The sequence below is a fragment of the Pseudomonas sp. GCM10022186 genome, from assembly GCF_042656385.1.
In the GTDB taxonomy this organism is placed as follows: Bacteria; Pseudomonadota; Gammaproteobacteria; order Pseudomonadales; family Pseudomonadaceae; genus Metapseudomonas.
In genome coordinates, this window is record NZ_JBHSOU010000067.1 from 1 (window position 1) to 22,567 (window position 22,567).

Annotated in this window: 20 protein-coding genes and 1 pseudogene; 9 read left to right on the forward strand and 12 right to left on the reverse strand. The window is 66.6% G+C overall.

Annotated elements, in window-relative coordinates:
* The 5 genes and pseudogenes from ACFPU0_RS24730 to ACFPU0_RS24750 all read right to left on the reverse strand — a co-directional run.
* A pseudogene (locus tag ACFPU0_RS24730) lies at positions 1-1,460 on the reverse strand (glycine dehydrogenase (aminomethyl-transferring)); the annotation flags it as partial.
* Between the two features lie 9 nt (positions 1,461-1,469).
* Positions 1,470-1,847 (reverse strand): glycine cleavage system protein GcvH, encoded by a 378-nt coding sequence (gcvH, locus tag ACFPU0_RS24735; RefSeq protein ID WP_377695939.1) that lies wholly within the window; start codon positions 1,845-1,847, stop codon positions 1,470-1,472.
* Between the two features lie 516 nt (positions 1,848-2,363).
* Entirely contained in the window at positions 2,364-3,887 is a 1,524-nt protein-coding gene (locus ACFPU0_RS24740) for a sigma-54-dependent transcriptional regulator (RefSeq protein WP_377695940.1), read from the reverse strand.
* 203 nt (positions 3,888-4,090) lie between these two features.
* Positions 4,091-4,315, reverse strand: coding sequence for a hypothetical protein (locus ACFPU0_RS24745; protein WP_377695941.1), 225 nt, complete (start codon positions 4,313-4,315; stop codon positions 4,091-4,093).
* A 394-nt stretch (positions 4,316-4,709) separates the two neighbouring features.
* The gene (locus tag ACFPU0_RS24750; protein WP_377695942.1) at positions 4,710-5,033 is read right to left on the reverse strand and encodes a hypothetical protein; all 324 of its coding nucleotides are present in this window, start codon (positions 5,031-5,033) and stop codon (positions 4,710-4,712) included.
* 243 nt (positions 5,034-5,276) lie between these two features.
* Here ACFPU0_RS24750 and pqqF point away from each other — a divergent pair, with 243 nt between their 5' ends.
* From pqqF to nahK, 4 genes are all read left to right on the forward strand, one after another.
* Entirely contained in the window at positions 5,277-7,733 is a 2,457-nt protein-coding gene (gene pqqF / locus ACFPU0_RS24755; protein ID WP_377695943.1) for a pyrroloquinoline quinone biosynthesis protein PqqF, read from the forward strand.
* 278 nt (positions 7,734-8,011) lie between these two features.
* Positions 8,012-9,160 carry a porin gene (locus ACFPU0_RS24760; RefSeq protein ID WP_377696027.1) on the forward strand — a complete coding sequence of 383 codons (1,149 nt, stop codon included), beginning with the start codon at positions 8,012-8,014 and terminating at the stop codon, positions 9,158-9,160.
* Between the two features lie 338 nt (positions 9,161-9,498).
* Complete coding sequence (nosP, locus tag ACFPU0_RS24765; protein ID WP_377695944.1) at positions 9,499-10,665, forward strand: nitric oxide-sensing protein NosP; 1,167 nt, start codon at positions 9,499-9,501, stop codon at positions 10,663-10,665.
* Positions 10,595-13,222 carry a hybrid sensor histidine kinase/response regulator NahK/ErcS' gene (gene nahK, locus ACFPU0_RS24770; RefSeq protein WP_377695945.1) on the forward strand — a complete coding sequence of 876 codons (2,628 nt, stop codon included), beginning with the start codon at positions 10,595-10,597 and terminating at the stop codon, positions 13,220-13,222. The genes nosP and nahK overlap by 71 nt, the downstream gene beginning before the upstream one ends.
* Positions 13,223-13,463: 241 nt before the next feature.
* Here the strand turns inward: nahK and ACFPU0_RS24775 are convergent, their stop codons facing one another.
* From ACFPU0_RS24775 to ACFPU0_RS24805, 7 genes are all read right to left on the reverse strand, one after another.
* Positions 13,464-14,321, reverse strand: coding sequence for an EamA family transporter (locus tag ACFPU0_RS24775; RefSeq protein ID WP_377695946.1), 858 nt, complete (start codon positions 14,319-14,321; stop codon positions 13,464-13,466).
* Between the two features lie 22 nt (positions 14,322-14,343).
* On the reverse strand, positions 14,344-15,006 hold the full coding sequence (locus tag ACFPU0_RS24780; protein ID WP_377695947.1) for a response regulator: 663 nt from the start codon (positions 15,004-15,006) through the stop codon (positions 14,344-14,346).
* Between the two features lie 53 nt (positions 15,007-15,059).
* Positions 15,060-15,605 (reverse strand): PQQ-dependent catabolism-associated CXXCW motif protein, encoded by a 546-nt coding sequence (locus ACFPU0_RS24785; protein WP_377695948.1) that lies wholly within the window; start codon positions 15,603-15,605, stop codon positions 15,060-15,062.
* 117 nt (positions 15,606-15,722) lie between these two features.
* Positions 15,723-16,514 (reverse strand): ABC transporter permease, encoded by a 792-nt coding sequence (locus ACFPU0_RS24790; protein ID WP_377696028.1) that lies wholly within the window; start codon positions 16,512-16,514, stop codon positions 15,723-15,725.
* A gap of 39 nt (positions 16,515-16,553) precedes the next feature.
* Positions 16,554-17,270 carry an ABC transporter ATP-binding protein gene (locus tag ACFPU0_RS24795; RefSeq protein ID WP_377695949.1) on the reverse strand — a complete coding sequence of 239 codons (717 nt, stop codon included), beginning with the start codon at positions 17,268-17,270 and terminating at the stop codon, positions 16,554-16,556.
* Positions 17,267-18,235, reverse strand: a complete 969-nt coding sequence (locus tag ACFPU0_RS24800; RefSeq protein WP_377695950.1) for a YVTN family beta-propeller repeat protein — start codon at positions 18,233-18,235, stop codon at positions 17,267-17,269. The genes ACFPU0_RS24795 and ACFPU0_RS24800 overlap by 4 nt, the downstream gene beginning before the upstream one ends.
* 23 nt (positions 18,236-18,258) lie before the next feature.
* Complete coding sequence (locus ACFPU0_RS24805) at positions 18,259-19,455, reverse strand: ABC transporter substrate-binding protein (RefSeq protein WP_377695951.1); 1,197 nt, start codon at positions 19,453-19,455, stop codon at positions 18,259-18,261.
* 151 nt (positions 19,456-19,606) lie between these two features.
* On the opposite strand from ACFPU0_RS24805, the gene ACFPU0_RS24810 reads away from it, so the two are divergent.
* The 5 genes from ACFPU0_RS24810 to ACFPU0_RS24830 all read left to right on the forward strand — a co-directional run bounded on the left by ACFPU0_RS24810 (position 19,607) and on the right by ACFPU0_RS24830 (position 22,564).
* Positions 19,607-19,741: a hypothetical protein gene (locus tag ACFPU0_RS24810; protein WP_377695952.1), complete on the forward strand. Its 135-nt coding sequence runs from the start codon at positions 19,607-19,609 to the stop codon at positions 19,739-19,741.
* 328 nt (positions 19,742-20,069) lie between these two features.
* Positions 20,070-20,225 (forward strand): hypothetical protein, encoded by a 156-nt coding sequence (locus tag ACFPU0_RS24815; protein ID WP_377695953.1) that lies wholly within the window; start codon positions 20,070-20,072, stop codon positions 20,223-20,225.
* A 257-nt stretch (positions 20,226-20,482) separates the two neighbouring features.
* The gene (gene pedF, locus ACFPU0_RS24820) at positions 20,483-20,920 is read left to right on the forward strand and encodes a cytochrome c-550 PedF (RefSeq protein WP_377695954.1); all 438 of its coding nucleotides are present in this window, start codon (positions 20,483-20,485) and stop codon (positions 20,918-20,920) included.
* Positions 20,921-20,925: 5 nt separating this feature from the next.
* On the forward strand, positions 20,926-21,804 hold the full coding sequence (locus ACFPU0_RS24825) for a substrate-binding periplasmic protein (protein ID WP_377695955.1): 879 nt from the start codon (positions 20,926-20,928) through the stop codon (positions 21,802-21,804).
* A 13-nt stretch (positions 21,805-21,817) separates the two neighbouring features.
* The gene (locus ACFPU0_RS24830) at positions 21,818-22,564 is read left to right on the forward strand and encodes a quinoprotein dehydrogenase-associated SoxYZ-like carrier (protein WP_377695956.1); all 747 of its coding nucleotides are present in this window, start codon (positions 21,818-21,820) and stop codon (positions 22,562-22,564) included.
* The last annotated feature ends 3 nt before the right edge of the window (positions 22,565-22,567 follow it).

Below are 22,567 nucleotides of genomic sequence, written 5' to 3' on the forward strand. Positions count from 1 at the left end.
ATCAGCTCGGTTTCCGAGTGGTAGCGGTTGAACACCGGGTGGCTGAGGATCGCCGACTGGCGCAGCAGGGCGGCCGGCAGGCGGCTGGCGACGCGGGCGGCCAGTTCGGCGAAGTCCGGCAGCGCCTGGCCGTCGGCGAAGATCGCCCAGAGCTGCTCGACGTCGGCCGGGGTGGTGGTTTCGTCGAGGGACAGGCCGAGGCGGTCGGCATCCACTTCGCGCAGGTTGAGGCGCTGGGCGTGGGCCTTGGCGTGCAGCTCGGCGGTCCTGGCGCCGGTGGCCAGGGTCAGGGTGTCGAAGAAGGCTTCCTGCTCCACATTCAGACCCAGCTGGGTCAGGCCGGCGGCGAGGATGGCGGTCAGCTGGTGCACGCGCCGGGCGATGCGGGTCAGGCCCTGCGGGCCGTGGTAGACGGCGTACATGCTGGCGATGTTGGCCAGCAGCACCTGGGCGGTGCAGATGTTGCTGGTGGCCTTCTCGCGGCGGATGTGCTGTTCGCGGGTCTGCATGGCCAGGCGCAGGGCCGGCTGGCCGTGGCGGTCGATGGAGACGCCGACCAGGCGGCCGGGCATGTCGCGCTTGAACGCGTCGCGGGTGGCGAAGTAGGCCGCGTGCGGGCCGCCGAAGCCCAGCGGCACGCCGAAGCGCTGGGCGCTGCCGAGGGCGACGTCGGCGCCGAACTCGCCGGGCGGGGTCAGCAGGGTCAGCGCCAGCAGGTCGGCGGCCACCGCCACCAGGGCGTTGGCGGCGTGGAAGCGCTCGACCAGGGCGCGGTAGTCGAAGAGGTCGCCGTCGGCGGCCGGGTATTGCAGCAGGACGCCGAAGTAGGCGCTGGCGTCGGTGATCTCGCGCTCGTCGCCGATCACCACCTCGATGCCCAGGGGCGCGGCGCGGGTGGCCAGCACGTCGAGGGTCTGCGGGTGGCAATGCTGCGAGGCGAAGAAGGCGTTGCTGGCCTTGTTCTTCGCCAGGCGCTTGCAGAAGGTCATGGCCTCGGCGGCGGCGGTGCCTTCGTCGAGCAGCGAGGCGTTGGCCACCGGCAGGCCGGTGAGGTCGCTGACCAGGGTCTGGAAGTTCAGCAGGGCCTCCAGGCGGCCCTGGGAGATTTCCGGCTGGTAGGGGGTGTAGGCGGTGTACCAGGCCGGGTTTTCCAGCAGGTTGCGCAGGATCGGGCTGGGGGTGTGGCAGGGGTAGTAGCCCTGGCCGATGTAGTTCTTGAACAGCTGGTTCTGGCCGGCGATGGCCTTGATCGCGGCGAGGGCTTCGGCCTCGCCCTGGCCCGCCGGCAGGTCGAGCACGCTGCTGCCCTTGATGCTGTCGGGGATGACGCTGGCGGTCAGGGCTTCGAGGTCGGCATAGCCCAGCAGTTGCAGCATGGCCTGGATATCGGCGTCACGCGGGCCGATATGGCGGGCGATGAATTCGTTGGCGGTGCCCAGGGCCGGGGTTTCGATGCTCATGGTCAATCCTCAGCCGTTGGCTTTCAGCAGGTTTTCGTAACCGGCCTGGTCGAGCAAGCCGTCGAGGACGCTGGTGTCGGCCAGCTGCATGCGGAAGAACCAGCCCCTGTCGAGGGGGGATTCGTTGACCAGCTCGGGGCTGTCAACCAATTGCGGGTTGATTTCCACCACCTCGCCGTCCAGCGGCATGACGATGTTGCTGGCGGCCTTCACCGATTCCAGCACCGCGACTTCCTCGCCCTTGGCGTAGGCCTGCAGTTCCGGGAGCTGAACGAAGACCACATCGCCCAGTGCGTCCTGCGCGTACTCGGTAATGCCGACGGTGATGCGACCGTCTTGTTCAAGGCGCAGCCATTCGTGGTCGGCGGTGAAACGCAATTCGCTCATTCTTGGTCCTCAACTCATATGACGCGCCTGTTTCTTCTGCCAGGCGCTTGGCCCCGTGCGCGGTCATGGCCGCGCACTGTCGCCGGCCCTTTAGCAAGGGTGGTGCCAGATAGCTGTATGCCTTGTAAATCAAAGGCTTCAAGGTGTTTTCAGAAAAAGTAGGTGAGGTTGTCTGTAGCGAAATCGCTACAAGGTGGGACGGGTTTCGTACGGGAATGGGTGCCAAGTCAGTCGTGACGCGGGGCGTGGGCTCGTGTTGCGGAAACGTTACGCTGTAGCGATTTCGCTACGGATAGTTTTGCTCACCAATATAAATCTATTTAAATCAGTAACTTATATGTTTATTGTGATAACTGGGGTGAAGAGCTGGGGCGCGCTTTCTTGTAGGGGCGAATTCATTCGCCAAGGGCGGCGTAGCCGCCCCCTTCGGCCTGCTTGGCGAATGAATTCGACCCTACAGGTGATGATTAAAGTCTATTCGTTTCAATCGGATAGAAGCTAAACCAAGAACTGGCTTCAGGTCTTGCCCGGAATCCCGTACTTGCGCAGACGGTGGGCAATGGCCGTATGGGAAGTCTGCAGGCGGGCGGCCAACTGGCGGGTCGAGGGGTAGGTGACGAAGAGCTTCTCCAGCAGCGCGCGCTCGAAGTTCTCCACGGCCTCTTCCAGGCTGTTCACCTCGCCGTCGCTCTGTCGTGCCACGGCGGTGCCGGCGATGTCCAGGTCGCCGATTTCCACCAGGCTGCTTTCGCAGATGGCGGCGGCGCGGAAGATCACGTTCTGCAACTGGCGGACATTGCCCGGCCAGCGGTTCGCCAGCAGCGCCTGGAAGGTGCCGGGGGCCAGGCGGCAGGCCGGGCGCTGGATCTGGGTGCAGGCCTGCTGCATGAAGAAGCGCGCCAGCAACAGGATGTCCTGGCCCCGTTCGCGCAGGGGCGGCACTTCCAGGTTGAGCACATTGAGGCGGTAGAAGAGGTCTTCGCGGAAGGCCCCCTCGCCGACCATCTTCTCCAGGTCGCGGTGGGTGGCGCTGAGGATGCGCACGTCCACCTTGATCTCGCGGTCGCCGCCCACCCGGCGGAAGCTGCCGTCACTGAGAAAGCGCAGCAGCTTGGCCTGGAGGTAGGGCGACATTTCGCCGATCTCATCGAGAAACACCGTGCCCTGGTGCGCCAGCTCCAGCAGGCCCGGCTTGCCGCCGCGCTGGGCGCCGGTGAAGGCGCCCGGGGCATAGCCGAACAGTTCGCTTTCGGCCAGGTTCTCCGGCAGCGCGGCGCAGTTCAGGGCGAGGAAGGGCTGGTTGCGGCGGGTGCTGGCGGCGTGGCAGGCACGGGCCACCAGCTCCTTGCCGGTGCCGGTTTCGCCACGGATCAGCAGCGGTGCATCCAGGGACGCGACCCGCTGGGCGCGCGCCTTGAGGGTTGCCATCGGCGCCGAGTCGCCCAGCAGGGCATCGAAGCCCCCGGCTGCGTGATCGTGGTGCAGGGCCGATAGCCGCTCGCCAATGCGATTGGGCTGGTAGAGGGTGAGCAGGGCGCCGGCCAGGTGCTCGCCCTCGGTGATGGGCACCGCGTCCAGCAGCAACGCCTGGCCCTTGAGGGTGATCTCGCGCAACGGCAGGCGGAAATCCTGCTCCAGCAGGGCGCGGTGCAGGCTGTCGTCACCGAACAGCTGCGCCAGGATCCGGCCTTCGGGTTCGTCGCCGTAGAGCGCGATCAGCGCCGGATTGGCCAGCAGGATGCGGCCATCGCCGTCCACCGCCAGCACCGGGTCGCTCATCGCGGCCAGCAGCGCATCCAGCTGCAGGCGCCGGCGTTGGCCGGGAAGGATGTCCACCACCTTCACCGCCTGCACGCCGTGCACGGCATGCAGGGCTTCGCGCAGTTCGTCGAGTACTTCGGGACTGAGGGTGGGGGCGTCGATATAGACGTTGGGTGGCACCATTTCCACCGCGTCCAGGTTGAGATTGCGGCCACCGAGCAGGGCCAGGACCTCCTGGGTGATGCCGACGCGGTCGATGAAGGTGACGTGAATTCGCATGAAAACGCAGGGCTGGCGGAAAGACGGGCCGAATTATGCCCGGTCTGTCGCGCTTAGGTAACAGCCTGTCGCCGTTGTAGTAGCCCTGCATTACTCGCGCAGACGGCTAATCCGGACTGACATGGCGAATGAAATCGCTCCCCAACCAGGACAGGCACCCATGAAAAAGCCCCGCAGGTGCGGGGCTCCTCATGGTGCGCTGCTCAGCAGGTCAGGGCCTTCTGCGCCCGGTCGATCACATTCTTCAGATGATCGGCATCGCCATAGTGTTCCGGGTACAGGCGCTCGCTGTGGCGGGCGACACCGTATTCGTTGACGACGGTGAAGCTGAAGTTGCCGTTGCGAGCGGCGGTGATATGGCAGGTGAACGGCGCAAAGGCGTGGGTCAGGGTGCTGATTGCAGTTTGGGCTTGATGATGGATGGTCATCGTGTCGCTTCCTTCGTATTGCGGCCAATCGGCCGCCAGACAAATGGCTCCGAATCCGCCGAGCAACAGGCTCGAATCGGATGATCCTTATCGGAGCAAGGGTGCCGGCACTAAGTTCCCCTATGGGATCTGGCTCTGGCAGCTGGTACTTGGGATGCCAGGTGCTGCGCCGGGCAAGGGTCTGGCCTGGCTGGCAGTCCTGGTCAATCTACCGTGCACTCATGACAGCTTTGCTGCATCGCAGTGGGGCGATGTGCGATCGCTGAGGCGGCGGGGATGGCTCTGTCCCTTTGCTTGGGCCCGCTCGGGGCGAGGGATCGAAAGGCCGGATTGACTTACAACTTGGTACTAACGCCGGCGACCCTAGCGGATCGCTCGGAAAAAATCAAGCTGCTCAATGGCCCTGGGGCAACTGGCTGATATCGATTTCGGTGACCAGGGAGGTTCGAGCTGGCGGGGTGCGGGCCAGCAGGGGACAGAAACGGTCCAGGGACTGGATGAGGTCCCACTGCAGTTCCAGGTCATGGCCAAGGCTGGTGATCCTGTCCAGCAGGCCGACGGACGCTGCCTGCAGGTTGCTGTCGGTGGAGTTGGCCAGATTGGCGGTGACCTGCGCCAGCAACGTGGTGACGGCGGTCATGTTGCGGGTGGTGAGAGCCAGGATATTGGCCAGCAGGGCGATTTCGCTCGGGGGTATCTGTTGGGGCGTCTGGTCCATGCTTGCTCCGCTGGGGGCTACCAGTCCATGTGGCAAAGCGCCATTATCGGATTGAGATGCTAGTGTCCACGATGGAGTCACGTCCATAACAAGTGCTGGAAAATATCTGATTGACGTGTAGGAAATTCGCTATTGGCTGGAAGAACTATCCGCATAGACCACAGGATTAAGTCCAAAGCAGCATTGTCGATTCTTTGGTCGCGGTCGAAGCTACCTACGATACCTCTTGGTTCCTGGCCAGCCATGTCCACCTCCATAGCCTCTTCCAAGCCCTTGCCCGCCTTGGCCCTGCAACTGGGCAACGGCCTGCGGGTGCGCCTGCTGCAGCGACCGGGGGCGAGGCTGGCCGCGGCCCTGGTGGACGTGGCGGGGGGCAGCCATGACGAGCCGGCCGGGCATCCCGGGTTGGCGCATTTTCTCGAACACCTGGTCTTTCTCGGCAGCCAGGGTTTCCCTCCTGAAGATGGGCTGATGCCCTTCGTCCAGGGGCTGGGTGGCCGGGTCAATGCCAGCACTTGTCCGCGCCGCACGCGTTTCTTCTGCGAGGTGCCGGCGACGCACCTGGAGCAGGCCCTGGCGCGGTTGCTGGACATGCTCGCCAACCCCTCGCTCGATCAGGAAGCGCTCCGGCGCGAGCGCCAGGTATTGGACGCCGAGTACAGCGCCCGCGCACGGGACCCGGCGACCCTCTGCGAGGCGGCCCTGTCCTGGGCCCTGGCGCCAGGCCATCCGCTGGCGGACTTCCATGCGGGCAACGCCGCCAGCCTGGAGCTGGAGTCCCCGGAATTCCTTCCGGCGCTGCAGTGCTTCCATCGCGACCATTACCAGCCGGCCCGCATATGCCTGACCCTGGTCGGGCCGCAGCCCCTGGAGCAGTTGGCGGAACTGGCGCGGCGGCATGGCGAGCCGTTGCGGCCCGCAGCGGTGCTGCCCGAACCGGTGCTGCCACCGATGCTGCCCCTGCGTGCGGGCCACCTCCGCCTCGGCGTGCCCGGCGAAGAGCGGCTGCTGCTGGCGTTCGTGCTGGAACTGGAGGGCGTCGACCTGGAGGCCGCCACGGGGTTCCTTCAGGACCTCATGTCCGATCCTTCCGCCGGCGGCTTGCAGGAACGCCTGGCGTCCCTGGGCCTTGGCGAGGCTGTGCAACTGCGCCTGCCCTATGCCCACGGGCACCAGGGCCTGCTGCTGATGGACTTCGATCTCGCAATTGGCGCCGATTGCGCGCGGCTGGAGGCCGAAGTACTGGGCTGGCTGAGCTTCCTGCGGTCGGCCTCGCCCTGGAGCGGAGTCTGGGAAGAACGGATGGATATCCAGCGGCGCAAGACGGCCGCCATGGGGCCGCTGGACACCGCGATGGCACCCGGTGCACCCCGAAGTGCGGACGTCATGGGGCTGCTCGAGCAACTCCGTCCGGAGCGGCTCATACGCCTGGAGACCGGCGATCCCCTTGGCGGGCCGAACCTCGAATCCGCAGGTTTCCCCTTGTGCCTCGAGCGGCTGGACGCGCCGGCCATTGCGCCAGCCGACACCCATTGGCGGTTGCCGCCAGGCAATCCTTACCTGCATCCGCGCGCCGCCGCAGTGTCAGCCGATTCCCCTGTGCCATTACTGCCCGGCCTGCCCGATGAGCCCGAACAGGGTGCCTTGTACCTGCGCTGGCAGCCTGGACGAGGCGGGCTGCCCCAGGGGCTGGCCCATGGCCTGCAGCGGGCGGCCTGGCCGGTGCTGGCCGCCGCCGTCCAGGCCGGCCTGGAGGCCAGCCTGGAAGAGGAGCAGGGCAGCCTGGCATTGGCGCTGCTCGGCAACACCCACCAGGTGAGGCAGGTTGCCGGCGACCTCCTGCCCCTCCTGCAGTTACCGGCGCCCTGGGCCCTGGCCCAGGGGCCACGCTTGCAGCAGCAAGCCGCGCGCCGTCTGGCGGGCCAGTTGCCCATCCGCCGGTTGCTGCAATGCCTGCCCGATCGGCTGGAGGACTCGCCATCCCCGGCGCCGGCCGTATCTGATCAGCAGCACCTGGCACGCTTCTGGCGGCAGGCGCGTTGGCAAGGGCTGGGAATCGGCGACGTCGCCCCGGGCGCAGGATTGCCCGGCCGTGCGGCAGCCCCCAGCGCGGCAGCCGGGGAGGGCGGACGCGTATGGCAGCGAGAGGATATCCAGGGGGAAGCGGCGCTCTTGCTGTTCTATCCCCTCGAGCGACCTGAGCCGCAAGCCGAGGCCGTCTGGCGGCTGCTCTCCTGCGTCCTGGAGCCGGCCTTCCATCAGCGCCTGCGCGGCGAGTTGCAATTGGGCTACGCCCTGGCCTGCGGTTTCCGTCAGTTCGGCCGCCATCGTGGCCTGCTCTTCGCTGTGCAATCGCCACGCGCACCGGTCGCCAGGCTCTTCGACCATATCGACGATTTCCTCGCCCGCCAGTACGCCAGCCTGGCGCATCTGGACCCGTTCCGGCTGGAACAGCTGGCCGCCACCCTCCGGCAGCAACTGGAGCAGAGGGCGGCGAGCTTCCCCGAACATGCCCGGCAGTCCTGGTTCGATCACCTGGCCGGCTTGCCCGCCAACCACGCCGGCCGGGTCCGCCAGTGCCTGGCGGAGCTGCGTCCCGGGCAATTGCTGGAACAGCATCGTCGGCTGCTGGCTGGCCAGGCCTGCCACGCCCTGGCCAATGGCGAGCCGCCCTCGTCGAACTGGCGCATCCGCGGCTGATCCCGGGTACTTCCCATCCCCCCGAGGGGCGAGACGAACAGGTCTCGTCCTTTCGTGCCTGCACGTCCATCCGTCGGCCTACGACCTAAGCCTCGTCCGGTCGTACGTCCAGCCGGCGCTGCTCCCCAGCCCCTGCCAAGGCAGCGGCGAAACCCTGCCAAGGCAGCGTATGGCGGCCCATGCGGCGTTTCGATAATCGCCTCCGACACGACTGACCTGCCGGTCGTCCACCCACAGCGGAGAGCGTCATGCACAACAAGAAGATCGCCCAAGCCCGTATGTCCCGCCTTGCCCTCGCGGCGGCGGTAGCCCTGGCCACCCAGCAGGCCGCCGCCGAAATCGTCCTCTACGACAAGGACCAGACCACCTTCTCCGCCGACGGTTACGTCAACGCCTTCTATGTGAACAGCGACGTTGACCGCGACGGCGAGCAATTCGATCGCCGCCAGTCCCGGGTGAAGATGGGTTTCCTGCCCAACTGGATCGGCTTCAACATGGGCAAGCAGGTGGACGATCTCAAGCTCGGCGCCCGCTCATCCTTCTGGGTCACCATCAACGACAGCGAGACCAACGGCACCGCCACCGCCATCGACGTCCGCCAGTTCTACGGCACCGCCGGCAGTGACTGGGGCGAGGTGCTGGTGGGCAAGGATTTCGGCCTGTTCGCCCGCTCCAACATCCTCCTCGATGAGCTGCTCGCCGGTTACGGCCAGGTCAGCGACACCCTGGGCCTGGTGGACGGCGGCGGCGTGTCCTTCGGCAATATCGGCAGCGGCTATCCCTATCCCTTCCCGACCTCGCAGATCACCTACCGCAGTCCGAAGACCGACGGCCTGCGCGCCGCCGTGGGCATCATGGACCCGGTGGATACCAACGACGACAGCCCCACCGGCAAGGCCTACCAGGAAAACCCGCGCTTCGAGAGCGAGATCACCTACGAGTTCGACCTGGCCGGCGCGCAGATCTACTCCTGGGTCAACGGCGCCTACCAGACCTCGGAGAACACCGACCCCAACGTCGACAGCGTCACCTCCAAGGGCCTGGGCTACGGCGTGCAGGCCAAGATGGGCGCCTTCACCCTGGTGGGCTCGGGCTTCCAGGCCAAGGGCATCAACCCCTTCTTCACCAACAACGCCGGCGAGCCGACCCTGCGCGAAGTGGACAGCGACGGCTACCTGCTGCAGGGCTCCTACCGCTTCGGCAAGAACCGCCTGGCGCTGTCCTACGGCAAGACCAAGGACGATGGCAACGGCGTGGTCAATACCGGCGCCGACTACGAAACCCGTGGCGTCGCGCTGTTCCATGACATCAACGACAACCTCAAGCTGGTGGCCGAGTACAACCAGTTCGAGATCGACGGCCACGAGGGTGATGCGCAGAACGAAGACACCGACACCGTCGCCCTGGGTGCCGTGCTGAGCTGGTAAGGCCGGGTCCTGATTGCTCCGGTTTTGGCGGGAGAGGCTGTGGTCCTCCCGCTTTTTTTATTTGAGCCGGCAGGCCGTGACGCTTTGTTGTAGGGGCGAATTCATTCGCCAAGCAGGCCGGAGGCCTGCCATTCGAGCCCACAAGGGGCAGCTGCGCTGCCCTTGGCGAATGAATTCGCCCCTACAGATCAACCCCGTGCTGCCCCAAGTTGGGAGAGGGGAGAAACGCCGCCCCCTACCTTCGGACTAGCCCGCCACTACCCAAGGAGAATGGGGCCTGCTCGGTCTCCTCCGTAGAATTTCCCCATCGAAAGCAGGTTTATCCAGTGAGGCCGAGGATGCTCGAGGAACCGGCAGAGGGCGTCGTCACCGCCATGTCCCAGGCCAGCGAGGCGGAAGCCGTGGCCCAGGACCTGGCGCGCCAGCTCATTCACCCGCACCTGGGATTCGTGCTGTTCTTCTGCTCGGCCGAGTACGACCTGGAAGCCCTGGGCCAGGCGCTGGAACAGTATTTCGGCGGCGTACGCCTGGTGGGCTGCACCAGTGCTGGCGAAATCACTCCCCTGGGCTATGGCCGCAACTGCGTCAGCGCGGTGGGTTTCGATCACCGCAGTTTCTCCATCGCCAGCGCCCTGGTGGACGAGATGGACCGCTTCGGCCTGATCGACGCCCAGCAACTGGTCGAACGCCTGGTGCAGGATTGCCGGGCCAACTCCCTGGCGCCGATCAAGGACCACAGTTTCGCCCTGACCCTGTTGGACGGCCTTTCCAGCCGCGAGGAAGTGGTGCTCGCCGCCCTCGGCGCCGCCTTCGGCAGCATTCCGCACTTCGGTGGCTCGGCTGCCGACGACAACCACCTCAGGCACACCCACGTCTATCACGAAGGTCGCTTCCATGCCGGCGCGGCGGTGGTGGTGCTGATCAATACGGCCCTGGATTTCGAGATGTTCAGTACCCACCACATCCTTCCAGGCAGCGACAAGCTGGTGGTCACCCGTGCCGACAACACGACCCGCCGGGTCTTCGAGCTCAATGCCGAACCGGCCGCCCTGGCCTATGCCCAGCTGATCGGCGTACCCCTGGAGCAGCTGGACCAGCGCGTGTTCGCCGCCCATCCGCTGGCCGTGCGGCTGGGCGACTCCTACTACGTGCGCTCCATCCAGCGGGTCAATCCGGACCTCAGCCTGAGCTTCTACTGCGCGGTGGAGAACGGCATCGTCCTCACCGCCATGCATCCCGGGCCCCTGCTGCCTAACCTGGAGGCGCTGTTCCAGCGCCTGGGTCAACGGCTCGGCCCGCCCTTGCTGACCATCGGTTGCGACTGCGTCCTGCGCCGCCTGGAAATCGAGGGTGACGCCGACGCCGTCGCCCGCACCTCGGAAGTCCTGCGCCGGTACCGGGTCATCGGCTTCAACTCCTACGGAGAGCAGTTCAATGGCATGCACATCAACCAGACCTTCACCGGAGTCGCCATCGGCCGCCGGGGTCGCAATGGCTGCCGCTGAACAACAGGACCGCCTGGCGGCGCTGGAGGAAGAGAACCGCAAGCTCAGGCGGATCAATGCGGCGCTGATCGAGCGGGTGGAGTCCAGCGCTTCCCGCCGCGACGACAGCTACGCCGCCTTCCAGCACTCGGTGGTACTGGCCGAGCAGGTGCGCGAGCGCACCGATGCCCTGAACCAGGCCATGGCCGAACTCAAGGCCAGCAATCGACTGCTGAGCGATGCCCGGTTGCGCGCGGAAACCGCTCACCAGCACCTGATCGACGCCATAGAAAGCATCTCCGACGCCTTCGTGCTGTTCGACCGCGAGCAGCGCATCGTGCTCTTCAACAGCCGTTTCAAATCCTTCTGGGCCCGTACCCGCGCGCGCATCGGCAGCGGCACGCGGCTGTCGGAGATCCGTCGGCTGGCCAACAGCACCGGACTGATAGTGGAGGAGCACCGCGGCAGCGACGACAACATCCTCTACCGCCTGCATGACGGGCGCTGGGTGCAGGTCAGCGAGCGGCCCACCCGCGAAGGCGGGCTGGTGATCCTCTACACCGATATCACCGAGGTGAAGCTGAGCGAGACCGCCCGCCGCGAACAGGCCCTGGCGCAGAAGTCGCGCTTGCTGCAGCGCGCCGTGGACAACCTCTCGCAAGGGGTGGCCATGGTCAGCGCCGAGGGCATCCTCGAGCTCTGGAACCATCGCTTCCTCGAACTCTGCGGCCTGGCGCCGGTGGAGGCGCATCGCAGCTTCGCCGGCGTCATGGCCGACAGCGAGCTGCCCCTGCTCAGCCCCGACACCCGCGACAGCAACGGCCGCCCCGTGCGGGAAATGGAGCAACGCCTGTACAACGGCCGGGTGCTGGAAGTGCGCACCCATCCGCTACCTACCGGCGGCTTCGTCAACACCTTCACCGACATCACCGAGCGTTACCGCCACGCCGAGGCCCTGGCCGAAAGCGAGCGCTGGATACGCCTGATCACCGATCACGTGCCGGCGCTGATCGCCTACCTCAGCGCCGACCTGGTCTATGAGTTCACCAACAAGGTCTACGAGGAGTGGTACCGCTGGCCCCGCGGCGCGATGCTCGGCCAGAGCCTGCGCGAGGTGCACAGCGAGGAGCACTGGCGCCGCCTGGAACCCTATGTGGAGCGGGTGCTGGCGGGGGAGAGCCTGTCCTTCGAGGTCACCGAGACCAACCTCAACGGCCAGGAGCGCTGCATGCTGCGTTCCTACGTGCCCAACCGCCTGGCCAATGGCGAGGTAGTGGGCATCTTCGTGCTGATCCGCGACATCACCGAGCGCCGGCGTACCGCCGAAGCCCTGCACCAGGCCTACCAGAACCTGGAGCAGCGGGTACGCGAGCGCACCACCGAACTGACCGCCCTGAACAGCCAGTTGCGCCGCGAGATCGACGAGCGCAGCCAGGTCGAACTGCGCCTGCGCGAGGCCAAGCACGAGGCGGACCAGGCCAACCTGTCCAAGACCAAGTTCCTCGCCGCCGTCAGCCATGACCTGCTGCAGCCGTTGAACGCCGCGCGGCTGTTTACCAGCGCCCTGCTGGAACAGCGCGAGCAGCGCTGCAACCTGGCTCTGGTGCGCAATGTCAGCAACTCCCTGGAAGACGTGGAGAACCTGCTGGGTACCCTGGTGGACATCTCCAAGCTGGACGCCGGGGTGATCAAGCCGGATATAGCCCCCTTCGCCGTGGGCGAATTGCTCGACAACCTGGCCGTGGAGTATCGCCAGATCGCCGCCAGCGAAGGCTTGCAACTGGACTTCGTGCCCAGCACTGCCCTGGTCCGCAGCGACCTGCAACTGTTGGCGCGCATCCTGCGCAACCTGCTGAGCAATGCCATCCGCTACACGCCCCATGGGCGCATCCTGCTCGGTTGCCGGCGTGGACGGCAGAGCCTGTGGATCGAGGTGCACGACACCGGCGTCGGCATTCCCGCGGACAAGCTCGGCGAGGTTTTCCAGGAGTTCAAGCGTGGCGAGACCGTGCGCGCCAAGCAGGATCGCGGCCTCGGCCTGGGCCTGGCCATAGTGGAGAAGATCGCACGCATGCTCGGCCACCGCATCCGGGTCGCCTCGGTGGTGGGCAAGGGCTCGCTGTTCGCCGTGGAAGTGCCCCTGGCCCGTCGCGTGCCGCGGCAGAAACAGGAACGCGACGAACCCCAGGCGGTGCTGGAGCGGCTACAGGGGGCGCGGGTCTGGGTACTGGACAACGATGCCGCCATCTGCGCCGGCATGCGCACCTTGCTGGAAGGCTGGGGCTGCGAGGTCATCACCGCGCTTTCCGAGCAGGACCTGGCACGCCAGGTGGACAACTTCCACGCCGAGGCCGACCTGCTGATCGCCGACTACCACCTGGACGACGGCTGCAACGGGGTCGACGCCGTCGCCACCATCAACGCCCGTCGCAGCTCGCCGCTACCGGCGCTGATGATCACCGCCAACTACAGCAACGAGCTGAAACAGCAGATGCGCGAGCTTGGCCATACCCTGATGCACAAGCCGGTGCGGCCGATGAAGCTGAAGACGGCGATGAGCCATTTGCTGGAGCGGTGAAGGCTGGGCCAGGTGTAGGGTGGACGACGCTTCACCGGCCCACCACGGGTGATCCGGCTGGACTCCGAATGGTGGAAATGAAATGCGATTTCCACCCTACGAGGGCTGATAGTCCGTGCAGGGTCAGAGGTAGGGTGGACGACGCTTCACCGGCCCACCACGGGTGGCCCGGCTGGACTCCGAATGGTGGAAATGAAATGCGATTTCCACCCTACGAGGGGAACAGGTCGGCGACTGAGGGTCAGGCCCGCTGCGGCACCGCCTGGAACTTCGCCCGCAGCACCAGGGCGATGCCGCCCAGCACCGCCAGGGAGACCAGGGCCAGGCGCAGGCTGATGGTTTCGCCCAGCAGCAGGGCACCGCCCAGGGCGGCGAGGACGGGGACGCTCAGCTGCACGCTGGCGGCCTGCAGGGCGCCGAGGCCGGGCAGGGCGCTGTACCAGATGGCATAGCCGATGCCGGAGGTGAGCGCGCCGGAGAGCAGGGCGTAGATCAGCCCCGGCAGGTCCCAGCGCAATTCGCCGAGAAAGGGCAGCAGGAGCAGGGCGGCGAAGGGCAGGGTGCGGATGAAGTTGCCGGCGGTGGCCGCCAGGGGCAGGCCGGCCTGGCGACCGAGCAGGGTGTAGGCGCCCCAGGAAAGACCCGAGAGCAGCATCAGCAGCCCGCCGGCCAGGGGCGGTGCGCTGGCGCCGGGCAACAGCAGCACCACCAGTCCGCCCGTGGCCAGGGCGAAGCCGAGGACCTGCTGCATATTCAGGCGCTCGCCACGCAGCAGGCCGAACACCACCATGCACAGTTGCACGGCGCCGAACAGCAGCAGGGCCCCGCTGCCGGCGTCCAGTTGCAGGTAGGCATAGGAGAAGGCCGCCGCGTAGACGAACAACGCCGCCGCCGCGCGCCAGTTGCCGGTGGCGGTCAGGGGCTGGCGCCGCAGGCGCAGCAGCAGCCAGAGCATGAGCGCGCCGGAGACGAGGCGGACGGCGGTGAAGCTCACCGCGTCGATGGCGGTTTCCTTCAGGGCGATACGGCAGAGCAGGGAGTTGCCGGCGAAGGCCAGCATGGCCAGGGCCGTGAGCAGCAGGGTGCGAGCGGCAGGCATCGTCGTCCTTGAGAGCGGGTGTTCAGCGGCGCAGGTAGGCAGTGAAGTCGATATCGCTGGCCGAGAGAATGGCCTGCACGCGGTTGTGCACGTTGAGCTTGCGCAGGATGGCCGAGACATGCGCCTTCACCGTGGTTTCGGCGATGTCCAGGTTGTAGGCGATCTGCTTGTTCGATTCGCCCTTGGTCATGCGTTCGAGCACCAGCAATTGCTTGCGGGTCAGGGCCTGCAAGAGTTCCGGCGGGATGCCGGCTTCTTCGTGGTGGCGGCGCGGCGAGGCTTTCTGGGTGCGGATGATGTCCGACGGCAGATAGACGTTGCCATTGAGGATCTGCTCGATGGCCTCGGTCATCTGCGCCCGTGGCGAGGATTTGGTGATGAACCCCACCGCCCCGTAGGTGATGGCCTGCAGCACCACCTGCTTGTCCTGCTCGGCCGAGACTATGACCACGGGCACAGTGGGTGCCTCGTTGCGCAGGTTGATCAGTCCGTTCAGGCCGTGCATGCCGGGCATGTTCAGGTCGAGGAGGATCAGGTCCAGGTCGTCGTGTTCCTGGGTCAGGGCCAGGGCACTGTCCAGGTCGGCGGTCTCCATCACTTCGCTTTCCGGGAAGCCGTCGCTGATGACGTTGTGGATGGCTTCGCGGAAGAGCGGGTGGTCATCGGCAATCAGAATCTTGTACATGGCCTTTCACCTCGTTGTTTTCATTATGGTGCGGCATGCCCGGACGTGCCGGGTCAGGGAAGTGGCGCTGGATGGGCGGGCTGCAGGGGCAGGCCGGCCTGCTCCCAGGCGTCGATGCCGTCACGGTACCAGTAGAGGTTGGCATAGCCCAGCCTGGCGGCGCGCTTGACCGCGTTCCAGCTCAGCCAGCAGTCGGAACGGCAGTAGAACACCATCGGCCGGTCCTGGCGGCCCTGGCTGGCGCGCCGCAGGTGGTGGGCGAAGTAACCCTGCCATTGCGGGTCGAGCTCGCCATCGCCGGTGTTGGCCAGCCACAGGCTGCCCGGCAGGTTGGCGTGGGGTTCAGCGGCGATGAACTGGCCGTTGAGCCACTGGCGACGGTAGACATCGATCAGCAAGGTATCGGGTCGTGCTTTCAGCTGTGCCTGCAGCTGGGCGGTATCCAGGGTGCGGGCGGGCTCGGCCCGTTCCGGGGTGGGGCTGCGATAGCGGCTGAGGCGATAGCCGTCGGCGGAGAACAACGTGGTATCGGCCGCTTCGTCGGCAAAGGCGGACAGTGCCAGGGCAAGGCAGGTCAGGTAGGTGAAGAGACGCTTCATGGCGGGCTCTCTGTTCTTTTTATGGGGCCATTACAGGCCAGTGCCGCTGCTTTTGGTATTCGACGTTGAGAGGGGAAAAGCAGTACCAAAGTAGTAGATTCCCCCTCCCGGATGCGCTCAGCCCGCTTTGCGCAATGCCGCATGCTGGGGGTTGAAGCTCAGCAGGGCGGCCACGGCGAAGAGCAGGGTCAGCCCCAGGCAGACGCCGATCGCCATCCCGTTGAAGCGTTCGTAAAGGGCGAAGCGCACCATTTCCACCGCATGGCTGAAGGGGTTGAGGGCGCAGAGCCAGTACAGCCACTCGCTGGCCTCGCGCATCTTCCACAGCGGGTAGAGCGCCGAGGAGAGGAAGAACAGCGGGAAGATCACGAAGTTCATCACGCCGGCGAAGTTCTCCAGCTGGCGGATGCCGTTGGACAACAGCAGACCAAGGGCGCTGAGCAGTAACGCGGCCAGCAGCAGGGCCGGCAGCGCGGCGAGCAGGCCCGCGGCTGGCGGCTGCACTCCGTAGAGCCAAGCGATGGCGAGGAAGGCGTAGACCTGCAGCAGCGACACCAGGGACGTCGCCAGCAGCCTGGCCGCCAGCAGGAAGGGCCGGGGCAGGGGGCTGGTGAGCAGCAGGCGCATGCTGCCCATTTCCCGGTCATAGACCATGGACAGCGAGCCCTGCATGCCGTTGAACAGCAGGATCATGCAGGCCAGGCCCGGCACTATGTAGGTCTCGTAGGTGATGTAGGTGTCGTACGGCTCGATGATGGCGATCCCCAGGGCCGCGCGGAAACCGGCGGCGAACACCAGCAGCCAGAGCAGCGGGCGCACCAGGGCGCTGAGGAATCGCGTGCGCTGCAGCACGAAGCGCAGCCACTCGCGCAGCAGGATGCCGCGCAGGCATTGCCAGTAGGGGGTCAGCATGGAATGGACTCCGAAATGCCAATGGGTAGGGTGAATTCATGCCGTCAATCGCTCGAAGGCGCCGGCTAGCCCGCCCTCGTCGCGGGCGCTGATGCCGGCGGCGCTGTCATTGGCGATGATCCGCCCCTGGTGCAACAGCAGCAGGCGGTCCTCGGGCTGCACCTCGTCCAGCAGGTGGGTGGTCCAGAGCACCGCCATGCCGCGGTCGCGGCAGAGCTGGCGGACGTGGCGGTTGAGGCCGTCGCGGCTGGCCGGGTCGAGGCCGGCGCTGGCTTCGTCGAGCAGCAGCAGGCGCGGCTCGTGGAGCAGGGCGCGGGCGATCTCGACCCGGCGCCGGTGGCCGCCGTTGAGCAGCCGTACCTTGTCGTGCCGGCGCGGCCCCAGTTGCTGGCGCTCCAGCTCGCGCTCGATGCGTTCGCCCGCCAGCCTGCCGGGCAGCCCGTGAAGGGCGGCGTGGTAGCGCAGGTTCTGGTCGACGCTGAGGTCGAGGTCCAGGGTGCTCTGCTGGAACACCACGCCGAGCCTGGCCAGGGCCTTGCGCGGCTCTCGGCGCAGGGAGTGGCCGCAGACGCTGATCTCGCCCCGCTGCAGGTCGTAGAGGCGGGTGAGCAGGGCGATCAGGGTGGACTTGCCGGCGCCATTGGGACCGAGCAGGGCGGTGAAGCTGCCCGGCTGCAGGCTGAATCCCACCTGTTCGAGGGCGCGGCGCGGACCATAGGCGAAGCCGACCCCGGCCAGTTCCAGCGCGCTCATGGCGTCACCACCACGCCCCAGGGATAGCGGCCGACCTTGATCGACCTGGTCACCTTGAGGCTGTCGGTGTCTATCACCGAGACATCGCCGCTGATGCCATTGGTGGCCAGCAGGCGTTTCTCGTCCGGGGTGAAGGCCAGGTGCCAGGCGCGCCGGCCCACCAGCAGATAGTCGAGCACCTCGTAGGTCCTGGCATCCACCACGGCTACGTGGTTGGCCGGCCCCAGGGCGACGAAGGCGTACTTGCCGTCGCGGGTCAGCTTGACGCCCACCGGCTGCACCTTGTCCGGGTGTACCCCCTTGATCTGGAACTTCAGCACCTTCTGCACCTGGCGGCTGGCGACATCCACCACCGTCACCGTGCCGCCGATCTCGGCCGAAGCCCAGAGCAGCTTGCCGTCCTGGCTGAACTCCACATGACGCGGACGCTGGTCGACCAGGGTGTTGTCCACCAGGCTCTGGGTGGCGGTGTCGATCCAGTGCAGCATGTTGGTGGTTTCGCTGGTGTTCACCGCCCACTTGCCATCCGGGCTCACCGCCATGCCCTCGGGCTCCACGCCCACTTCCAGCTGCGCCAGCACCTGCTCGCTCTGGGTGTCCACCACCGTCACCAGGGCATCGTCTTCGTTGGAGATATACAACCAGCGGTCGTTGGGATGCAGGGCGAACTGCTCGGGGTCGGCGCCGGAGGGCAGCTCCTTGATGATCTTGCGCGTGGCCAGGTCCATCACCTGCACGGTGTCCGAGTCGCTGGCGCAGATGTACAGCAGCTTGTTGTCGCTGGACAGCGCGAGGCCCCGGGGGCGCGCGCCCACGGGCAGGCTGGCGGTGACCTCCAGGCTGTCCAGGTCGATCACGCTGATGCTGTCGTCCTTTTCATTGGAGACGTAGGCGGTGGCGGCCAGGGTCTGGCCGGCGAGGAGCAGCAGGGTGGAGCAGATGGCGGCGGCAAGGGGCGTGGGCATGGCGGTTGTCCTTGTTGTTCTTGTCAGTCGGTCGCCGCGAATTGGCGGCAGGTGCTTTCCGGACGGTCGAAGCCGAGGCTGTCGAGTTCGCTCACCGGGTGGAGGAAACCGTCCTGGGGCGAGGTGCTGACCAGGGCGCGGGGGTGCACCAGGGGAATCGGCTGGCGCAGTTGGCCGTCCCAGTCGCGGTAGCTGAGCTTGCGGCCCTTGAAACCGTCCAGGGGCAGGTCGGTGGAAAGTGCCAGGCGGCGAATGGCCTGCGGGTCCGCGCTCTTCTGGCGGGTCACGGCGCTGGCGATACTGCGCACGGCGATCCAGGCGGCGAAGTCGCGGTCGTTCATCCAGCGCCCGGCCAGGGCTTCGAAACGTTTCTGCAACTGCGCGGCGCCGTAGGTTTCCACCGTCTTGTGCCAGCCGGTGGGGGTCAGGCCCTGGGTGCCGACCACCGGGCGCGGGTACCAGGTGTTGTAGGGCAGGTACTCGCCGAAGTCGCCGCGCTCGTCGGCCACCAGCACCACGTCGTATTCGCTGCCCTGGGTGAACAGCGGCATTTCCGCCTGGGCGCTGCGGCGCTGGTCATTGTCGAAGCTCCAGGGCTTCTCCTCGATGATCTTCGCGCCGAAGCGTCCGGCGGCGCGACGCAGGGCGGCGGCGTAGGCCTGGTCGCCGGGCGTCTGTCCGCTGACCAGCAGCCAGCGCTGCCAGCGGCGGGCGGCGAGGAACTGCGCCAGGGCATCGGCCAGCATGGCGCGGTTCGGCAGGCTGTGCAGCAGGTTGCCCCGGCACTGCTCGCCGCGCAATTCGTCGCCGGGGCTGCCGGCGTTGAACAGCAGGCTGTCGGGGAGGGCGTCGGCCAGTTGCAGCACCTGCTCCGCCGGCGCGTTCACCACGAACAGGCGCAGGCCCTGGTCGTGCATGACGCGGGCCTTGGCCAACAGTTCCTCGGGGGTGGCGGTGCGGGCGGCGTCCAGTCGATAGCGCTGCTTGAGGAAGCGCCCTGTGCTGTTGCTGTCGGTAATCGCCAGCTCGGCGCCGCGCAGGCCGGCATCCTCCGGCTCGGGGATGACGTTGGACAGCAGCGGGCCGCGCTCCGGCTCCCAGGCCAGGTAGCCGATGCCGACCTCGAGGGCGCCTTCCTCGGCACGGACCTGGGTGGCGAGCAGGGCGGCGCTGGACAGGGCGAGCAAGTAGGCCAGGCCATGGATCAGGTAGTGGCGCATCGGGCGGCTCCTTCGAACATGGAGCCAGCATAGGAAGGGGTGGGGGCCCGGGAAATATGCAGAAAGTACCGGTCCGGCGGTACCAAGGTAGTAGAAGTCCGTCGGCGATTCGGCCCTAGCATGGCCGCACAAGAACCAGAAGGAGGCCGCCATGCACATCCTCAAGCACCTGCTGTTGCCCTTGCTGCTGATCCTCACCCTGCTCGGATTCGACCGCGCGGGGCCCGCCGATTTCCACTACCGCGGTGGCGCCCCGGTGCTGCCGGTCATCTGGCTGGATCAGTGATGGGCGGCCTGTTCGTGCCCAGGAGGGGTCTTTGTGCTGGGGGCGAACTTCTGTGTTAGCTGTCGCCAGGTTTCAACCATCGCGCTGAGAACCTCGTAGGAGCGAGCTCTGCTCGCGAACCGGAGCACTTCGCGAGCAGAGCTCGCTCCTACAGGGGATACAGCCAGTCAGGGCCAGTTCATTCGCTAAGGGCAGCGCAGTCCTGTAGCCCAGGAGTAGAACGACGACCCACCCCAAGGTACAGGCCTGGCGCTACCAAGGTAGTACAGCCAGGCGGGTCGCCCGGTCCTAGCCTGATAGCCAGAGGAACCAGCAAGAGGACTCCGCCATGGCCATCATCAAGCATCTGCTGCTGCCACTGCTGGTGATCTGCTGCGCGCTCGAGTTCGAGCTGGCCAGGGCGTCCGCTGATCTTGCCGGCCGCAGCATCCACATGTCCGGATCGGCCCAATCCCTCCCGGCACCTCAGCTTGGGGCCGACTGAACGTCCCGACCTCCCGTCCTTTCCGCAAATGCCAGCGTGCTGGCGAACAGCTTTCCGCCGTTCGCCAGCACGCTGGCGCCTGCGCGATCGATAGCGCCTGGCAAGCCTTCGACCCGCCTCCGCCAGCACTACTACCAAGGGAGTAGTGCCTGGCCACCAAAGCAGCATGGGGGCGCTGCCGGGGGCTTCTTACCATGACCCCACAGCGCTCCGATCGGGGCGCCGCCTTGCCCAGCAGCTCTATGAGGATGTACGAGATGAACAAGAACAGCGCACTGCGCGGCCTCGCTTTCCTGGCCGGCCTGACCCTCAGCGGAATCGTCCTGGCCCATGGCGACGTGGTGCCCCAGGCCGTGAACACCGAAGGCCTGGAGCCGCTGGGCAAGGAATGGCGCGACGAGAACCCCTATCGCAAACCCTATGAGAAGAACGACTTGGCGGTGGAAATCGGCTCCTCGGCCTACAACCAGAACTGCGCCCGCTGCCACGGCCTGGAAGCCAAGTCCGGCGGCATCGCCCCCGACCTGCGCTACCTGGAGATCAGCGCTGACGGCGACGAGTGGTTCAAGGAGCGGGTGATCAACGGCGCAGTGCGCGACGGCGCGGTGTACATGCCGAAGATGGCCGACTATCTCAGCCAGGAAGCGCTCTGGGCCATCCGCAGTTACCTGGAAAGCGTGCACGTGGAAGAGTGACGGTCATGCGTCCGCTGCTCCTGCTGTGCTGGCTGCTGTGCCTGCCATTTGCGCAGGCACAGGTACGGCCCTATGACGACATCGTCGACTCCGGCGTGCTCAAGGTGGCCGTCTACGAGAACTTCGCGCCCTACAGCTTCAAGGAGGGCGAGCAGGCGCGGGGCGTGGACGTCGATCTGGCCCGCGCCCTGGCCGAAGGCCTCGGCCTGAAGCTGGAGCTGCTCTGGGTCACCCCGGGGGAGAAGCTCGACGACGACTTGCGCAACTACGTCTGGAAGGGACACTACATGCGCCCGGGCGTACTGGCCGACGTGATGCTGCGGGTGCCTTATGACCGCGACTTCGCGCAGAAGCGCAATGACGTGGGGGAAATCTCCAACGACCAGGTGGTGATGTTCGGGCCCTATCAGCGCGAGCGCTGGCAGGTGGCCTACGACAGCCGCCGCCTGCCGGAGGTGCCGAGCATGGGCGTGTTCCAGTTCCATCCCATAGGCGTGGAGCTGGAAAGCGTGCCGTCCTTCTACCTCACCTCGGTCTTCGCCGGGCGCCTGGCGCGCAACACCCACCATTATCCGGGGCCGCAGGCGGCTTTCGAGGGCATGCGCAAAGGCGAGGTGGACGCGGTGATGGCGCTGCGCGGCGAACTGGACTGGCTGGAGCACCAGGCCCGGGACCCGCGGATCCGCAATGCCGAGAACACCTATCCCAACCTCGGGCAGCCCGAGTGGGACATCGGCATGGCCGTGCACGAGAGCAACCGCCAGCTCGCCAATGCGCTGGAGGAAACCCTCGACGCCATGGTGCGCGACGGCCGCATGGAAAAGCTCTATGCCGGCTACGGGCTGCGTTACGAGTTGCCGGGGCTCTATCAGGACGTTCAATGACCGGAGGTGCGGGATGCACAGGCGTTCGTTGTTGCTGTTGGCCATGCTGGGTTGCGCGGCGCCGCTCCGGGCCGCGCAGGACCCGGTGGAATCGGTGATGTGGGATTACTTCCACCGGCGTCTTCTCGGTGGCCAGCCCTTCGTCCATGACTCGGGCGTGGTGCTGGAGGCGCCGCCCTTCGCCGAGGACTCGCGACAGGTGCCGATCCAGGTGGATGCCCGCGCCTTCGCCGGCGAGGTGGTGAAGATCATGGCCTGGGCCGAGCTCAATCCCATCCCGCAGATCTTCGTCTTCCACCCCGGCGAGCGGGTGGCGCCGCTGCTGGCCATCCGCATCCGCGTCGAGCAGGCCACCCCCATCCGCGCCGCGCTGCTGACCCGCGACGGTCTCTGGCACATCGGCTCGACCCGCATCGATGCCGCCGGCGGCGGCTGCACCGCGCCCAGCCTGGTGCGCGCCCAGGCCGGCTGGGAGGACAGGCTCGGCCAGATCCATGGCGGGCGTTTCCCCCATGGCGACGCCAGCCGCCTGCGCCTGCGCATCGATCACCCCATGGACAACGGCCTTATCGGCGGCATCCCGGAGTTCTTTCTCAACCAGGCCGAATTGCGCGACGCCGACGGCAAGGTCCTGGCCAGCCTCGAGCTGTTCCCGGCGGTGAGCGAGAACCCGACCATCAGCCTGGAAGTGCAGGGCAGGGATAGGGCACGCCTGTGGCTGCGGGACAACAATGGCAACGAGTTCGAGGCCGGTTTCTAGGGA

Coding starts and splice junctions, on each gene's coding strand:
- ACFPU0_RS24740 (WP_377695940.1), bottom strand. CDS start 3,887: ATGCGAATTCACGTCACCTTCATCGACCGCGTCGGCATCACCCAGGAG.
- ACFPU0_RS24745 (WP_377695941.1), bottom strand. CDS start 4,315: ATGACCATCCATCATCAAGCCCAAACTGCAATCAGCACCCTGACCCAC.
- pedF (WP_377695954.1), top strand. CDS start 20,483: ATGAACAAGAACAGCGCACTGCGCGGCCTCGCTTTCCTGGCCGGCCTG.
- ACFPU0_RS24795 (WP_377695949.1), bottom strand. CDS start 17,270: ATGAGCGCGCTGGAACTGGCCGGGGTCGGCTTCGCCTATGGTCCGCGC.
- ACFPU0_RS24825 (WP_377695955.1), top strand. CDS start 20,926: ATGCGTCCGCTGCTCCTGCTGTGCTGGCTGCTGTGCCTGCCATTTGCG.
- nosP (WP_377695944.1), top strand. CDS start 9,499: ATGCTCGAGGAACCGGCAGAGGGCGTCGTCACCGCCATGTCCCAGGCC.
- pqqF (WP_377695943.1), top strand. CDS start 5,277: ATGTCCACCTCCATAGCCTCTTCCAAGCCCTTGCCCGCCTTGGCCCTG.
- ACFPU0_RS24750 (WP_377695942.1), bottom strand. CDS start 5,033: ATGGACCAGACGCCCCAACAGATACCCCCGAGCGAAATCGCCCTGCTG.
- nahK (WP_377695945.1), top strand. CDS start 10,595: ATGGCATGCACATCAACCAGACCTTCACCGGAGTCGCCATCGGCCGCC.
- ACFPU0_RS24815 (WP_377695953.1), top strand. CDS start 20,070: ATGGCCATCATCAAGCATCTGCTGCTGCCACTGCTGGTGATCTGCTGC.
- ACFPU0_RS24775 (WP_377695946.1), bottom strand. CDS start 14,321: ATGCCTGCCGCTCGCACCCTGCTGCTCACGGCCCTGGCCATGCTGGCC.
- ACFPU0_RS24785 (WP_377695948.1), bottom strand. CDS start 15,605: ATGAAGCGTCTCTTCACCTACCTGACCTGCCTTGCCCTGGCACTGTCC.
- ACFPU0_RS24805 (WP_377695951.1), bottom strand. CDS start 19,455: ATGCGCCACTACCTGATCCATGGCCTGGCCTACTTGCTCGCCCTGTCC.
- ACFPU0_RS24780 (WP_377695947.1), bottom strand. CDS start 15,006: ATGTACAAGATTCTGATTGCCGATGACCACCCGCTCTTCCGCGAAGCC.
- ACFPU0_RS24800 (WP_377695950.1), bottom strand. CDS start 18,235: ATGCCCACGCCCCTTGCCGCCGCCATCTGCTCCACCCTGCTGCTCCTC.
- ACFPU0_RS24810 (WP_377695952.1), top strand. CDS start 19,607: ATGCACATCCTCAAGCACCTGCTGTTGCCCTTGCTGCTGATCCTCACC.
- gcvH (WP_377695939.1), bottom strand. CDS start 1,847: ATGAGCGAATTGCGTTTCACCGCCGACCACGAATGGCTGCGCCTTGAA.
- ACFPU0_RS24830 (WP_377695956.1), top strand. CDS start 21,818: ATGCACAGGCGTTCGTTGTTGCTGTTGGCCATGCTGGGTTGCGCGGCG.
- ACFPU0_RS24760 (WP_377696027.1), top strand. CDS start 8,012: ATGTCCCGCCTTGCCCTCGCGGCGGCGGTAGCCCTGGCCACCCAGCAG.